The following is a 14,245-nucleotide window of genomic DNA, read 5'->3' as shown; positions in this document are numbered from 1 at the left end:
GTGTGCTCCGCCGCGAGAGGTGCGCGCATGACCGCGGCGGACAGGCCCCGGCGCGGCGCGGACGCGCCTCAGGCGGCGGCAGAGAGGACCGAGCGCGCCGCCAAGCCACAGCGCGCCGTCGTCGTCGGCGGCGGCATCGGCGGCCTCGCCGCGGCCGCACTGCTCGCCGCCGAGGGCTGGGAGACCACGCTGCTCGAGGCGCGTACCGAGCTGGGCGGGCGCGCGGGATCGTGGGAGCAAGACGGCTTCCGCTTCGACACCGGCCCCAGCTGGTACCTCATGCCCGAGGTCTTCGACCACTTCTTCCGGCTGCTCGGGACGACCGCCGACGCCGAGCTCGACCTCGTACCGCTCGATCCCGCGTATCGCGTGTACTCCGACCCGTCGACCGGCCTGCAGCCGCTCGACGTCCGGTCGGGGCGCGAGGCGGCCACCGCGCTGTTCGAGAGCGTCGAACCCGGCGCGGGAGCTCGCCTGGACGCATACCTCGACTCGGCCGCGGACGCCTACGAACTCGCCGTGACGCGCTTCCTCTACGACACCTACGAGACCACGGCGGGACTGCGCGACCCGGCCCTGCTGAGGCGGTTGCCGCAACTCGCGCCGTTGCTCACCCGCAGCCTCGCCCGCCACGTCGACAGCCGCTTCCAGGATCCCCGCCTGCGGCAGATCCTCGAGTATCCCGCAGTGTTCCTCGGCGGCTCGCCCTACGGCGTGCCCAGCCTGTACCACCTCATGAGCCACCTCGACCTCGGCGACCGGGTGCTGTACCCGCGCGGCGGCTTCACGGAGGTCGTGGGGGCCGTCGCACGCCTGGCCGAGGCATCCGGTGTCGAGATCCGGACGGGAGCGCGCGTCACCGCCATCACGACCGCCGCGGGGCGGGCGACGGGCGTGGAGCTCGCCGACGGAGGCCGAGTGGACGCCGACCTCGTGGTCTCGGGCGCCGACCTGCACCACACCGAGACGCAGCTCCTCCCCCGCGCCCAGCAGACGTATCCCGAGGGCTGGTGGCGCTCGCGCACCCCGAGCCCCGGCGCCCTGCTGGTCATGCTGGGCGTGGAAGGATCGCTGCCGCAGCTCGCGCATCACACGCTGCTGTTCACCGAGGACTGGCGCGCCAACTTCGACGACATCTTCGGCTCCCGGCCGAGGATCCCCGAGCCGGCATCCCTGTACGTCTGCCGTCCCAGCGCCACGGACCCCGGCGTGGCACCGCCCGAACACGAGAACCTCTTCGTGCTCGTCCCCGTGCCCGCCGACCCCGCGCTCGGGCACGGCGGCATCGGCGGCGCGGGCGACCCTGCCATCGAAGCCGCGGCCGACCGCGTCATCGCTCAGATCGCCGACTGGTGCGGCATCCCCGACCTCGCGAGCCGCATCGTGGTGCGGCGCACCGTCGCGCCGGGCGACTTCGAGGACGACCTGGGAGCGTGGCGGGGCAATGCGCTCGGGCTCGCGCACACGCTCGGGCAGAGCGCGGTCTTCCGGCCCCGCAACGCGTCGCGGAAGGTCGACGGCCTCTCGTACGTGGGCGGGTCCACCCTTCCGGGCATCGGCCTGCCGATGTGCCTCATCTCCGCCGAGCTCGTGGTCAAGCGCCTGCGCGGCGACCGCTCCCCCGGTCCCCTCGCAGAACCTGCGAGGGTATGAGGGTGCCCGGCATCTACCTCGCTGCGATCCTCCTGTCCGCTGTCGGCATCGCGCTGCTCGATCGCCGCTGGCGGCTGGCGGCCTGGCAGGCGCCGGGCCGCACCGCGCTCGCGGTCGGCGTCGGCACGGTGTTCTTCCTGCTCTGGGACGCCGTCGGCATCGCGACCGGCGTGTTCGTCAAGGGCGACAGCCCGCTGCTGCTCGGCATCGACCTCGCGCCGCACCTCCCGCTCGAGGAGCCGGTGTTCCTGGCGTTCCTGTGCTATCTCGCGCTGGTCGCCTGGGCGGGGGCGGCCCGCATGCTCGAACGGCGGAGGACGGATGCCGCAGCTCCGCGTCCGGAGGCCGGCCGATGACGTATCCGCTGATCCTGCTGCCGTTCGTGGCCCTGACCATCGTCGTGGTGCTCCTCACGTCCACGCGCGAGGGCTTCGGACGCCGGATGACCGCGTCGGCCGTCGCCGCGGGCATCCTCGTGATCCTCACCGCCGTGTTCGACAATCTCATGATCGCGGCGGGCCTGTTCACCTACCCCGAGCACCTCATCTCGGGCCTGCGCATCGGACTCGCTCCCCTCGAGGACTTCGCGTACCCGGTGTGCGCCGCGTTCCTCGTGCCGGCCGTCTACACCCTGGCCGAGCGCGCGGGGTCGCGGTCGACGGAGGCCCGGCAGTGACCGCCGCGCCGCCGCTCGGCGCCGGCACCGTCCTGCGGCAGCTGTTCATCTCGTCGCGCCCGGTGAGCTGGATCAACACCGCCTACCCGTTCGCGGCGGCGTACCTCATGACGACGCGCGAGATCGACGCGACGCTCATCGTGGGGACGCTGTTCTTCCTGGTGCCCTACAACCTCGCGATGTACGGCATCAACGACGTCTTCGACTACGAGTCCGACCTCCGCAACCCGCGCAAGGGCGGGGCCCACGGAGCCGTGCTCGACCGGAGGCTGCATCGCATCACGCTGTGGGCGTCGGGACTGCTCTGCCTCCCGTTCGTGGTCTACCTCGTCGTCGTGGGCTCGCCGCTGTCGTGGCTGGTGCTCGCGCTCAGCCTCTTCTTCGTCGTCTTCTACAGCGCGCCGCCGCTGCGCCTCAAGGAGCGGCCGTTCCTCGACTCGCTGACGAGCAGCATCCACTTCTTCTCCCCCGCCGTGTACGGGCTCGTTCTCGCCCAGGCCACCTGGACCCCGCCGCTCGTCGCGATCATCGTCGCATTCGCGCTGTGGGGCGTGGCATCGCACGCCTTCGGCGCCGTGCAGGACGTGGTGGCCGACCGCGAGGCCGGCATCGCCTCGATCGCCACGGCACGCGGGGCGCGCTGGACCGTGCGCTTCGCGTTGGCCTGCTACGCCGCGGCCGGCCTGGCCATGCTGGTGACGACCTGGCCGGGCCCGCTGGCAGCGGCGCTGGTCGTCCCGTACCTCGTCGCGGTGTGGCCGTACCGCTCGATCGCGGACGCCGACGCGGCCGCCGCCACGAGGGGCTGGCGCCGCTTCCTGTGGATCAACCAGGTGTCGGGCTTCGTCGTGACGCTGCTGCTGATCTGGTACGCGATCCTCACGGCGTGACCCGCAGCGCGGGTGCCTGGGGCCCGACAGACACCACCGGTCGGTGCCGCGGCGGGCGGCGTGGCCGGCACCACAGAACGGCGAAGGGCCGCCCATCGCTCGGATGGGCGGCCCTTCGCGATCCTGGGCTTACTGCGCGCCCAGCTGGATCAGCGTCTCGACAGCGGCGGTGAGCCGCTCGTCGGCCTCGCCGTAGGCGGCCCAGTCGCCCGCCTCGAGCGCCGTCTGCCGATCGATCATGGCCTGCTGAGCCTCCTGCAGGGCGGCCTGGTAGTCGTCCGCCGGCTCGGTGGGCTCCGTCGGCTCGGTGGGCTCCGTCGGCTCCGTCGGCTCGGGCGTCGGCTGCGGCGTGGCGCCGGGCGTGGGCTCGACGTCGGTGTCACCGGCGTCGGCGCCCGAGTCGCCACCGAAGATCACGTCGAGAGCCTCGCTGAGGGTGTCTTCGAACGCGACCTCGTCACCGAACGACACCAGCACCTTCTGCAGCTTGGGCAGCTTGGTGGCACCCGACGACTGCACGAACACCGGCTGCACGTAGAGCAGGCCGCCGCCGACGGGGAGCGTCAGCAGGTTGCCGTTGAGGACCTCCGACTGACCCTGCTGGAGGATGTTCACGAAGGACGACACGCTCGGCTCGGAGTCGAAGGTGTTCTGCACCTGACCGGGTCCGGGCACCGGAGTCTCGGCGTCGATCACCAGCATCCGGAGCTTGCCGTAGTCGTCGCTCTTGACGCCGGCCTCGGCCCCCGCGTTCGAATCCACGGCGAGATAGCCCATCAGCACGTTGCGCGCATTGCCTCCCGTCGACGAGGGGATGAACGACGTGAACATCGAGTACGTCGGATCCTCCTGGCCAGGCATCTGCATCGTCAGGTAGTACGGCGGCTGCAGCTGCGTGTCCTCCTGCGGGTCGTTCGGCGTCTGCCAGCGGTTGTCGCTCTGGTAGAACGACCGCGCGTCGTCGACGTGGTAGACGCCGAGGATCGTGCGCTGCACCTTGAACAGGTCCGTCGGGTACCGCACGTGGCTGATGAGCTCGGCCGACATCTCGCTGATCGGCTCGATCGTCGTCGGGTAGACGTTCTGCCACGACTGCAGGACCGGGTCCTCCTCGTCCCACGCGTAGAGCGTGACCGAGCCGTCGTACGCGTCGACGGTGGCCTTCACCGAGTTGCGGATGTAGTTGATGTCGTCGAGGGCGAAGCGCGGCGCCGGGTTCGACGAGTCCGAGATCGCCGACGTGAGGCTCACCGTCGACGAGTACGGGTAGTTCGCGCTGAGCGTGTAGCCGTCGATGATCCACACGATGCGGCCGTCCACGACGCTCGGGTACGCGTCGTTGTCGAGCGTCAGGTACGGCGCGACCTTCTGCACGCGCTGACGCGGGTCGCGGTCGTAGAGGATCTGCGAGTCCTCGTTGACGTAGTCCGAGAAGAGGATCTGCTCCGCCTGGAACTTCAGCGCGTAGATCAGCCGGTTGAAGACGTTCCCGAGGCTCGGCCCGCCTTCGCCGTCGAACGTCGTCTTCGTCTCGTTGCCGCCGTCCTCGCCGGACGGGTAGTCCAGCTCGACGGGGTCGGCGCCCTCGGGCGCCCCGACGATCGAGTAGGTCGGCGAGTACTCGCCGAAGTACACGCGCGGCTGGAAGTCGTCCTGGTCGGTCAGGAAGCCGGACGTCGGGATGCCGCGCTCGAGGAAGACGGGATCGCCCTCGGTGGTGCGGTCGTTGCCCTTCGCGGCGACGATTCCGTAGCCGTGGGTGTAGACGACGGCGGAGTTCTGCCAGTCCGCGGCGTTTCCGAGCTGCTCGAGGTTGAGCTCGCGGACCGAGACGACCGTGTCCTGCGAGACGCCGTCGACCTCGTAGCGGTCCACATCGAGCGGGTCGGCGAACTGGTAGTAGGAGCGGTACTGCTCGAGCTGCCGCACGTTGGGCGAGATGATCGCCGGGTCCATGATGCGCACCTGCGCCGTCGTCGCGGCGTCCTCGCGCAGCTGGCCGGCCTCGACGTCCGTGACCGCCGTGAAGTCCTCCTGCTCGAGGCCGTCCACCCCGTAGGCCTCGTGGGTCATGTCGACGTTGCGCTGGTAGTACTCCTCTTCCAGGGTGAAGCGGTTGGGCTGCACCTGGAACGTGTTGACCACCCACGGGTAGCCGACCCCGACGACGATCGCCGAGACGACGAGCAGCGCGGTGGCGATGAGCGGGTACCGCCAGCGGCCGATGACCGCGGTGACGAAGAACAGGATCGCGACGATGACCGCGGCGAAGGCGAGGATCGTCTGTCCGGGGATGATCGCGTTGACGCCGGTGTACCCGGGGCCGGTGATGCGGTCGCCCGGCTCGACGAGCGTCTTGTAGCGGTCCAGCCACAGGCTGGCGCCCTGCACGAGGAGGTACAGGCCCGCGATGACGGCGAGCTGGATGCGGGCGGACTTCGAGATGCGCAGCTCGCGCTGCCCGATGCGCACCGAGCCGTACAGGTACGACACGAGCGCGGTGACGAGCAGGCAGATGAGCAGCACCGCCGAGGCGAAGCCGATGAGCGCGCTCCAGAACGGCATCGCGAACATGTAGAAGCCGGTGTCGAGACCGAACTCCGGGTCGGTGGTGTCGGTGGCCACGCCGTTGAACCAGAGCCACGTGGTCTCCCACTGGGCGGAGGCCGCGAAGCCTGCGAAGAAGCCGAAGAAGATCGGGATGCCCCACATCGCCAGGCGGCGGAGCGGCTCGACGACCTCCTGGTAGCGGTCGAGCTGCGAGCTGAGGCGCGCGTAGACCGGCCGCAGCCGGTAGGCGAGCTGGATCGACAGCCACACCGGCACCGCCATGCCCAGGAAGCCGACCGCGAACATCACGACCCGCGCGACCCACTGGGTCAGCAGCACCTCCGAGAAGCCGAGCTGGTCGTACCAGAGCCAGTCGGCGAAGAGGCTGGCGAAGACGAAGAACGCCACCACGAGCGCGGCGATGACCGCAAGGGTGATGGCGATGACGCGTCGGGTGCGGGAAGGTGTGGCCGGAGTCGGCGACGAGGTCGTGGTCACCGTCCCATCCTAGGCGGCGGATTCCCGGCTCTTCCCTTGTCCTCCCTGGGCGAACTCTCCGAAACGCACAACGTTTCGGGCACGGTCGCCCTCTCAGCCGACGGTCGCCCTCTCAGCCGACGGTGCAGGTCGGCAGCGCCTCGAGGTCGCCGTCCTCGCGCACCGCGTCGAGCACGGCGAGCGCGTCGTCGAGGTCCTCGACAGCGAACACGCGCAGATCGCCGGGGATGTGTCCCACGACCTCGTCGCAGTTGTCCTGCGGCGCGAGGAACCACGCGGCACCGGCATCCAGCGCCCCCCACATCTTCTGACGGATGCCGCCGATCGGCCCGACCTCGCCGTTCGCGGCGATCGTGCCGGTGCCGGCCACCTGCTCGCCGCCGTTCAGCTCGCCGGGCGTGAGCGTGTCGATGATGCCGAGCGCGAACATCATGCCCGCGCTCGGACCGCCCACGTTGTTGAGCTGGATGGTCACGTCGATAGGGAACTCGTAGTCCGTGATGAGGGTGACGCCCAGCACCCACGAGGTCTCACCGGCCTCGTCGGTCGCCTCCTTCGGCGTCACCTCGACCGTCTGCTGGTCGCCGTCGCGCTCGATGACGAGCTCGACCGGAGCGCCGTCGGCCTCGTTGATCACGGCGCGGAGAGCGGCGACATCGGTGACGGGCTCGCCCCCCGCCTCGAGGATGATGTCGCCCACCTCGAGGATCCCCTCGGCGGCGGCGCCTTCGACCACCGAGTGGACCGACAGCTGGCCGCCGACGTCGTAGCCCAGCTCGGAGAGCGCGGCTGCGGTCGCTTCCTGCTGCGAGTCGACCATCATCTGCGCGCTCTTCTCGTTGCGCTGGGCGGGCGTCTCGTTCTGGGGGAACACCGCATCGATCGGCAGCACCGCCAGGGTGGGATCGAACCACGCCATCGCAAGCTCGAACCACGAGGGCGTGTGCTCTCGGTTGCCCTGCACCTGTACGGTCAGCAGGTCCAGCGCACCGCCTGTCGGGTACGTGTCGGCACCTTCCACGGAGATGAGCGGCACCTCTTCGCCCTCGGCGTTCTCGGCACTGCCGAGCGTGTTGTACACGGGTCCGGGACGCTGGATGACGTACGACGTCGGCAGGAACGTGATCACCAGGAGCACCACCATCGCGACAGCGAGGGCCCAGACGCCGACCAGGGTCCGGCGCGACATCCGCGGCCGCGGTGCGGGCTCGATCGTCGTGTTCTCGTCGAACAGGGCCACTCGGGACCTCTCTTCCGTGCCTTGTGGATCGATGCCTGGTCGTTCGCGACCGGCGTAAGGCGTTCGGGGTCCCTGCCGGGGAGTGCGATGGATGCTGCGACTAGCGTAGAGCGCAAGCTCATCGACCGGCTGAAAGGCGGCTGAAGTGGCAGACGACGACAACCCCGGCAACGGGCCGAGCCCCGAGGACGACTTCCAGGAGCTCATCCGCCAGTTGTTCGGCGGCGCCGCGGGCGACTTCGACCCCGAGCAGCTCTCGCGGCTGTCGGGCATGAACATCGATCCCGCGATGATGCAGGCCGTCATGCGGCAGCTGCAGGGCGCGTTCGCGGGCGCCGACGCGAGCGGCATCTCGTGGGAGATGGCGCAGCGCCAGGCGCTGCACATCGCCAACCAGGAGGGGCTGGGGGTCACGGCCGGCCAGCGCACCGACCTCGATCAGGCGTTCGCGCTGGCGGCGCTGTGGCTGAGCGAGGCGACCACGATCTCGGAGCTCCCCGCTCCACCGAAGACGATCACCCGCGGCGGCTGGGTCGACGCGACGCTGCCGGTCTGGCAGGAGCTCGCCACGCCCGTGGCCACCAGCATCTCGGACGCCCTCACGGCGGCGCTCAGCGAGCAGGCGCCCGAAGACATGCAGGGGCTCGTGCAGGGCGCCGGGCGCCTGATGCGCACGGTGGGCGGGTCGCTGTTCGCGTCGCAGCTCGGGCAGGTCGTCGGCAGTCTCTCGAAGGAGGTCGTCAGCGGCGGCGACGTCGGCATTCCGCTCATGCCCGACGGCGAGGCCGCCATCCTCCCCCAGAACTTCGCCGACTTCGGGCGCGACCTCGAGGTGCCCGAGGACCAGCTGGCCCTCTATGTCGCCGCGCGAGAGCTCGCGCACGCGCGGCTCTTCCGCCACGCCCGGTGGCTGCGGCTGCACGTCATCTCGCAGGTGACGGACTTCGCGCGCGGCGTGCACGTCGACACCGACGCCCTCGAGGATCTCGCGACGCGGTTCGACCCGTCGCAGCCCGAGGAGCTGCGCCGCGCGATCGAGAGCGGCGCGCTCCTCCCGGCACGGTCCGAGGCGCAGGACGCGGCGCTCGCGCGCCTCGAGAACCTGCTGGCGACGGTCGAGGGCTGGGTCGAGGTCGTCACCGAGGACGCCACTTCTCGGCTGCCCTCGGCACAGCGCATCGCCGAGGCGGTGCGGCGCCGTCGCGCGGTCGGCGGTCCCGCCGAGCGTGCCCTCGGCTCCCTCGTGGGTCTCGAGATCCGCCCGCGCCGCATGCGTGATGCCGCGGCGATGTGGCGTGCGGTGACGGATGCCGTGGGCCCCGCCGCCCGCGACGCGCTGTGGGACTATCCCGACCTCATGCCGGGCGCCGCCGACATCGACGACCCGGCCGCTCTCGTCGCCCGGCTCGAGGCCCGCGCACGCGGCGACGAGCCCGTGCGTGACGAGATGGACGACGCGCTTGCCCGCCTGCTCGCGGGTGAAGACGCCGGCGGCACGGGCTCGCCGGACACCGGCTCGGCCGGCGCTGCCTCGGCGGGCTCCGGCTCGGCGGACGCCGCCTCGGCGGGCGCCGGCTCGGGGGGCTCGGGCGAGGGCTCCGGCGGCGAGCGCGCGGAGGACGGCGAGCCCGGCGACGACGGCGAGACGGGCTCTCCGGAGGATCACCGCCCGGTGTGACGCGTCGGCGGGCCGATCGCCCGCTGCCTCCTCCACAGCTTCCGACGCGGCGGGATCCCGCCCGGCGGCTGTGGAAAGCCGCGCGGTGCGCCCCGCGGTGCGCCAGGATCGGGCCATGCTGCGACTCGACCCCTCGTACCCGCCGGTGTGGCGGACCGACACGGTGCTCCAGTTCGGCTCCGAGCCGGTGGCCGTGCTCGAAGACCCCGAGGCGTGGCAGCTGCGCGTGCTCCGCGAGCTCGAGCGGGGCGTGCCCGATACCGCCTTCATCCCGTTCGCGCAGGCGCTGGGCGCTCCCGATGCCGCAGCGCCGGCACGCTTGCTCTCCCGCATCCGGCGGGCGTTGACGACGGATGCCGCGGCTCGCAGCCTCGTCGCCCTGCGCTGCGCGGCCGACGTGCCCGATGAGCACCGCGACGCTGTGGGGGCCGGGCTCGCCGCATCCGGATGCGACCTCGACGTCGTGCACCGCTTCGATCCGCTCACAGCGCATGAACCGGGCAGCACGGTGGTGCTCGTGGCGCACCGGGTGGTCGCCCCGAGCGCTGCCTCCGCCCTCATGAGCGCCGACCTCGCACATGTCCCGGTGTGCCTGACGGGGTCCGGCGCCGAGATCGGGCCCTTCGTCGAACCGGGCAGCACCGCATGCCTCGCCTGCGTCGCGGCGGAGCGTCGCGACCGCGACCCCTCGTGGCCGGCGGTGGCGGCTCAGCTGCTCGGTCGTCCGCTCGAGGGCGACGCGTCGGTGATGTGGGAGGCGGGCCTGGTGGCAGGGCGGCTCATCGCGGAGCGCGGGCGCCGCCCCTCGCAGCCCCGGACGAGGTCGGTGACCCTCCGCGCCGGCTCGCTGCACCGTGACGTGCGATCGCACCGCCCGCACGCAGAGTGCCGCTGCCGATCTCTCGCAGGAATCGCGACGGCTGCCGCTCCCGTACCCCTCGAGACCACGTCAGCGCCAGCGTTCGCCCGGCTCGCGTGATGCCGACGTACGCGAGGCGTCGCTCCTCGTCCACCTGCTCGAACGTCGTCGCGTACGAGATCGGGAGCAGGCCTTCGGCCACGCCGATGAGGTGCACGTGCTCCCATTCCAGGCCCTTGGCGGCGTGCAGCGTCGCGAGGGTCACCGTGCGCAGGGCCGGCTCGTCGTGGGCCTTGGCCCGCGCGGTGAGCTCGTCGGTGAAGGCCCGCAGCGTCGTGCCCTCCGGTGCCTCCTGCGCGAGGCGGAGGATCGCGGCGCGCGCTTCCCAGGCATCGCGCAGCGCGCCGCCCGCCTCGGGCGGCTCGTCGGTGAGGCCCCGTGAGCGCAGGATGTCGCGCACGGTGTCGACGAACCCGCTCTCGATCGGCGCCACGGACGCCGCACGCAGCTCCATGACCGCCTGGCGCACCTCCGGCATGTCGAAGAACCGGCGGCCGCCGAGCACGGTCGTGGCGATGCCGGCATCAGCGAGCGCCGCCACGAGCTCGGCCGACTGCGCGTGCGCGCGGTACAGCACTGCGATGTGCCGGGGGTCGGCGCCCCCCGCGATCTGCGCGGAGATCCGCGCGGCGACGGCGCGGGCCTCCGCGCGGTCGTCCTCGAAGGCGGTCACGGTCGGCACGGGCAGGTCCGCCCCGAGGCGGTCCTCCCGCGCGGCCGCGGCCGTGAGGTGCAGTGCCCCGGGCCGTCCGCGCATGAGCTCGTTCGCGACCGCGAGGATCGCGGCATCCGATCGATAATTGGTCTCGAGTCGCACCACGCGGGCGCCCTCGTAGCGCGTCTGGAAGTCGAGCAGGTAGCGCGCGTCGGCGCCCGCGAACGAGTAGATCGTCTGGCTGGCGTCGCCGACCACGCACAGGTCGCGGCGGTCGCCGAGCCACAGCTCGAGCAGGCGGTTCTGCAGCGGCGAGACATCCTGGAACTCGTCCACGGTGAAATGCCGGTACTGCTCGCGCACCGCCTTGGCGACCTGCGGCTCGGCTTCGAGCATGCCGGCGCAGGCGAGCAGGACGTCCTCGAAGTCCAGCTGGCGCCGTTCGTCCTTGAGCTTCTCGTACGCGTGCTGCAGCGCCACGACGCGGTCGACGCCGAGCCTTCCGATGCCCTGCGGCCGCACGGCGGCGTACTCCTCGACGCCGAGCATCGACACTTTGCGCCACTCGATCTCGGCGGCGACGTCGCGCAGGGTCGCCACATCGGGCGCGAGGCCGATCCCGTCGGCGGCGTGGGCCAGCAGACGCACCTTGTTGTCGATGATGCCGGGGGCGCTGTCGCCGGCGAGCGTCGGCCAGAAGAAGTTGAGCTGGGCGAGCGCGGCCGCGTGGAAGGTGCGCGCCGACACTCCGCCGACGCCCATCGCCCGCAGCCGACCCCGCATCTCGCCGGCGGCCTTGGTCGTGAAGGTGACCGCCATGACGCGCCCCGGCGAGTACGCGCCGGTGTCGACGCCGTGGGCGATGCGGTGGGTGATGACGCGGGTCTTGCCCGTGCCGGCACCGGCGAGCACCACGACCGGCCCGCGCAGTGCAGTCGCCGCCTCGAGCTGCCGGTCGTCGAGCCCCGCGAGGGCGCCGGCGCTCACGTGCGCTCCGCGTGCCAGTCGGAGATCAGCCGGTGCGCGATGGAGGCGCGCCCGGGGAGCACGACCTCTCCGTCCCCGCCGAGCGCGCGACCGATCTCGTCGCGGGTGAACCATCTCACCGCGGCGATCTCCTCGCCGTCTGCGCGCGCCGCCGCGTCGTCGCGCGCCTCTGCCAGGAAGCCGACCATGAGCGAGCGCGGGTACGGCCATGCCTGCGAACCCCGGTAGGTCACGCGGCCCACCTCGATCCCCGACTCCTCCGCGACTTCGCGGCGAACCGCCGCCTCGAGCGACTCGCCCGCCTCGACGAAGCCCGCGAAGCACGAGAAGCGCTCGGGGCCCCAGAGCGCGTTGGAGCCGAGCAGCAGCTGGTCAGGGTCGTCGGCACTGGTGATGGCCACGATCACGGCCGGGTCGGTGCGGGGGAAGTGCTGCCGCCCGCAGTTCGGGCATCGACGCGACCACCCGGCGTCGCCGAGGATCGTCAGCGAGCCGCACGCCGGGCAGTAGGGAGCGTCGAGCAGCCATCGACCGAGGCTCAGCGCCTCGACGAACGCCCCCGCATCCGCCGCCGACAGCAGCGCACCGGCGGTGCGCAGCCCCGCCCATCCCGCCGGCGCGGTGAAGAGCTCCTCCTCCTGCGCGGCGAAGACCGCGGCGAGGAGCGCGGCACCGTCGGCATCCCTTCCGAGAAACGCCCATTCGCCCCCGTCGGGGGTCTCAGACGGTGCGCGCCAGTCCAGCCGATCCGGCGCGGCCATCGGTGCGGCGTCGCCGGCGATGACGAGGACGCGGGTCGCGGCATCCGTCTTCAGCGTCTCGACGAGGTCCGGCGTCAGCCGTTCCTCCGCCGCCCGGTCGCCGCCGGGCCGTGCCAGCGGCGGGAGGCTCGTGCTGTCGGGCGCCGTCATCGAACATGCTCCGCTTCGTCGTTCAGGGCCGGGCGTGGCGCGGGGACGGACGAGCGCGACCGACCTACCCTGGGCACATGGCACGCTCACCCCTCACTCTAGCCGCGTCGGTCACGTCGGCTCTGCCGCGGGTCGGGGTCGTCGGCGTCGGCGCTCTCACCGAAGGCTCGACCGGCCGCTATGACGCCGCCGTCGCCGAGCTGGACGACGGCCGCCGCGTCGTCGTGCGCGTACCCGCCGATCCGTCGGCCGGCCCGGAGCTCGCGGCAGAGGTGCGCGCGCTGCGCGCGCTGACCCCCGGCGTCCGTGGGCTCCTCCCCTTCCGCGCGCCCGACCTGCTCGGCGAGGCCGGGCTCGGCGACACGCGTGTCGTGGTCGTCGACTTCCTGCCCGGCTACCGCGTCGACGCGGCGCACCTCCCGCCGGGGCGGGGCGCCGCGACCTCGCTCGGCGCGGCCCTCGCAGCGGTGCACGCGCTGCCGCACTCGATCGTGAAGGCCGAGGGCCTTCCCGCGCGCACGCCTCAGCAGGTGCGCGCCGACGTCATCCGTCTCATCGACCGTGCCGTCGCGACCCGCCGGCTTCCGATGAGCCTCGCGCACCGCTGGCACCGTGCCGCCGACGCCGACGAGCTCTGGCGCTTCGAGTCCGCGGTCGTCCTCGGAGGTGCCGGCGCGGCGTCGTTCCTCTTCGAGGACCTCGACGGCGTGCCGACCGTGACCGGCCTCCTGGAATGGCACGGGCTGTCGGTCGGCGACCCGGCGACCGACCTGCAATGGCTGGCGTCGGCACCTGATGCCGCCGACGACGTCTACGCCGCATACGTGGCCGGCAGCGGCCGCGCGCCCGACGCTCGCGCCCGCGAGCGTGCGCGGCTGTACGCCGAGCTCGAGTTCGCGAAGTGGCTCGTCCACGGCCACGACGCCGACCGCGACGACATCGTCGCCGACGCCGTCGAACTGCTGGAGTCGCTCGCAGCGGGCGTCGCCGGAGACGAGATCGTGACGGATGCCGCGCTCGACGTCGACGACGCCATCGCGCTGCTCGACCGTGTGCCGGGGGCCGCCGCGCCGGCGATCGACACCTCGATGCACACCGACGCGTACGACCCTGACGAGCTCGCGCAGTGGGTGCGGGACGACGAGGGCGGCCGCGACGAGGATCTCGCGCCCTCCGGCGCCGACAGCTCCGGCGCCGACAGTTCCGGTGCCGGCACCCACGGCACCGCGATGTCCGACACGCAGGAGATCACATCCGACGACCTCGCGGCACTCCGCTCGGCGCCCGAGCGCGGCGTGCAGCCGTCGCCACCGCCGACCGGCGATGCACGCCCGGCCGATGACGTCTCTACTGCGCCGATCACTCTTCCGCGCGCCGGCGAGGCCGAGGGCAGCTCCGGCAGGCGGGTCGACAACGGCGGGACCGATGCCGCGGCCGAGGCGGAACGGGCGTCCGAGGCCGCGCTGCGCCGCTGGCTCGCCGACTGACCCCCGCCCGCCGCTGCCGGCGACTCGCGGACCAACCCGCTCGCGCACGGCGCCCTGCGGATCCGGGACTCCGCGCCGGAGCATGGGCTCACCGCCGCGCC

General features: G+C 72.3%; 10 protein-coding genes. 6 read left to right on the top strand and 4 right to left on the bottom strand.

Annotated features, from left to right (window positions below):
- The first annotated feature begins 27 nt into the window (after positions 1-27).
- Genes crtI through IM770_RS17670 form a run of 4 tightly spaced genes read left to right on the top strand, consistent with a single transcriptional unit; the run spans position 28 to position 3,219 of the window.
- Positions 28-1,653, top strand: a complete 1,626-nt coding sequence (gene crtI, locus IM770_RS17685; protein WP_203582463.1) for a phytoene desaturase family protein — start codon at positions 28-30, stop codon at positions 1,651-1,653.
- Entirely contained in the window at positions 1,650-2,009 is a 360-nt protein-coding gene (locus tag IM770_RS17680; RefSeq protein WP_239066412.1) for a lycopene cyclase domain-containing protein, read from the top strand. Before crtI ends, IM770_RS17680 begins: the two co-directional genes overlap by 4 nt.
- Positions 2,006-2,329, top strand: a complete 324-nt coding sequence (locus tag IM770_RS17675; RefSeq protein ID WP_203582461.1) for a lycopene cyclase domain-containing protein — start codon at positions 2,006-2,008, stop codon at positions 2,327-2,329. Before IM770_RS17680 ends, IM770_RS17675 begins: the two co-directional genes overlap by 4 nt.
- Entirely contained in the window at positions 2,326-3,219 is an 894-nt protein-coding gene (locus IM770_RS17670; protein ID WP_203582460.1) for a prenyltransferase, read from the top strand. The genes IM770_RS17675 and IM770_RS17670 overlap by 4 nt, the downstream gene beginning before the upstream one ends.
- Before the next feature lie 129 nt (positions 3,220-3,348).
- Here the strand turns inward: IM770_RS17670 and IM770_RS17665 are convergent, their stop codons facing one another.
- Positions 3,349-6,267 (bottom strand): UPF0182 family membrane protein, encoded by a 2,919-nt coding sequence (locus tag IM770_RS17665; RefSeq protein ID WP_203582459.1) that lies wholly within the window; start codon positions 6,265-6,267, stop codon positions 3,349-3,351.
- Between the two features lie 112 nt (positions 6,268-6,379).
- On the bottom strand, positions 6,380-7,507 hold the full coding sequence (locus IM770_RS17660) for a YlbL family protein (protein ID WP_203582458.1): 1,128 nt from the start codon (positions 7,505-7,507) through the stop codon (positions 6,380-6,382).
- Between the two features lie 145 nt (positions 7,508-7,652).
- Here IM770_RS17660 and IM770_RS17655 point away from each other — a divergent pair, with 145 nt between their 5' ends.
- Positions 7,653-9,185: a zinc-dependent metalloprotease gene (locus IM770_RS17655; RefSeq protein ID WP_307785500.1), complete on the top strand. Its 1,533-nt coding sequence runs from the start codon at positions 7,653-7,655 to the stop codon at positions 9,183-9,185.
- Positions 9,186-9,964: 779 nt separating this feature from the next.
- Here the strand turns inward: IM770_RS17655 and IM770_RS17650 are convergent.
- Together IM770_RS17650 and nudC are read right to left on the bottom strand one after the other, a co-directional pair.
- Positions 9,965-11,746, bottom strand: coding sequence for an ATP-dependent helicase (locus IM770_RS17650; protein WP_203582457.1), 1,782 nt, complete (start codon positions 11,744-11,746; stop codon positions 9,965-9,967).
- A complete protein-coding gene (gene nudC, locus IM770_RS17645; protein ID WP_203582456.1) occupies positions 11,743-12,657 on the bottom strand; it encodes an NAD(+) diphosphatase in 915 nt (304 codons plus the stop codon). The genes IM770_RS17650 and nudC overlap by 4 nt, the downstream gene beginning before the upstream one ends.
- A 77-nt stretch (positions 12,658-12,734) precedes the next feature.
- Here nudC and IM770_RS17640 point away from each other — a divergent pair, with 77 nt between their 5' ends.
- Positions 12,735-14,144 (top strand): phosphotransferase, encoded by a 1,410-nt coding sequence (locus IM770_RS17640; RefSeq protein ID WP_203582455.1) that lies wholly within the window; start codon positions 12,735-12,737, stop codon positions 14,142-14,144.
- Positions 14,145-14,245 lie beyond the last annotated feature (101 nt).

Source organism: Microbacterium hibisci, assembly GCF_015278255.1.
Lineage (GTDB): Bacteria > Actinomycetota > Actinomycetes > Actinomycetales > Microbacteriaceae > Microbacterium > Microbacterium hibisci.
The sequence above is the reverse complement of the archived record's forward strand: the minus strand, read 5'-3'. Positions and strand labels throughout refer to the sequence as shown.

What these genes read in the sequence shown, in the direction of transcription:
- IM770_RS17680 (WP_239066412.1), top strand. Translation starts at nt 1,650, where the DNA reads ATGAGGGTGCCCGGCATCTACCTCGCTGCGATCCTCCTGTCCGCTGTC.
- IM770_RS17640 (WP_203582455.1), top strand. Translation starts at nt 12,735, where the DNA reads ATGGCACGCTCACCCCTCACTCTAGCCGCGTCGGTCACGTCGGCTCTG.
- nudC (WP_203582456.1), bottom strand. Translation starts at nt 12,657, where the DNA reads ATGACGGCGCCCGACAGCACGAGCCTCCCGCCGCTGGCACGGCCCGGC.
- crtI (WP_203582463.1), top strand. Translation starts at nt 28, where the DNA reads ATGACCGCGGCGGACAGGCCCCGGCGCGGCGCGGACGCGCCTCAGGCG.
- IM770_RS17675 (WP_203582461.1), top strand. Translation starts at nt 2,006, where the DNA reads ATGACGTATCCGCTGATCCTGCTGCCGTTCGTGGCCCTGACCATCGTC.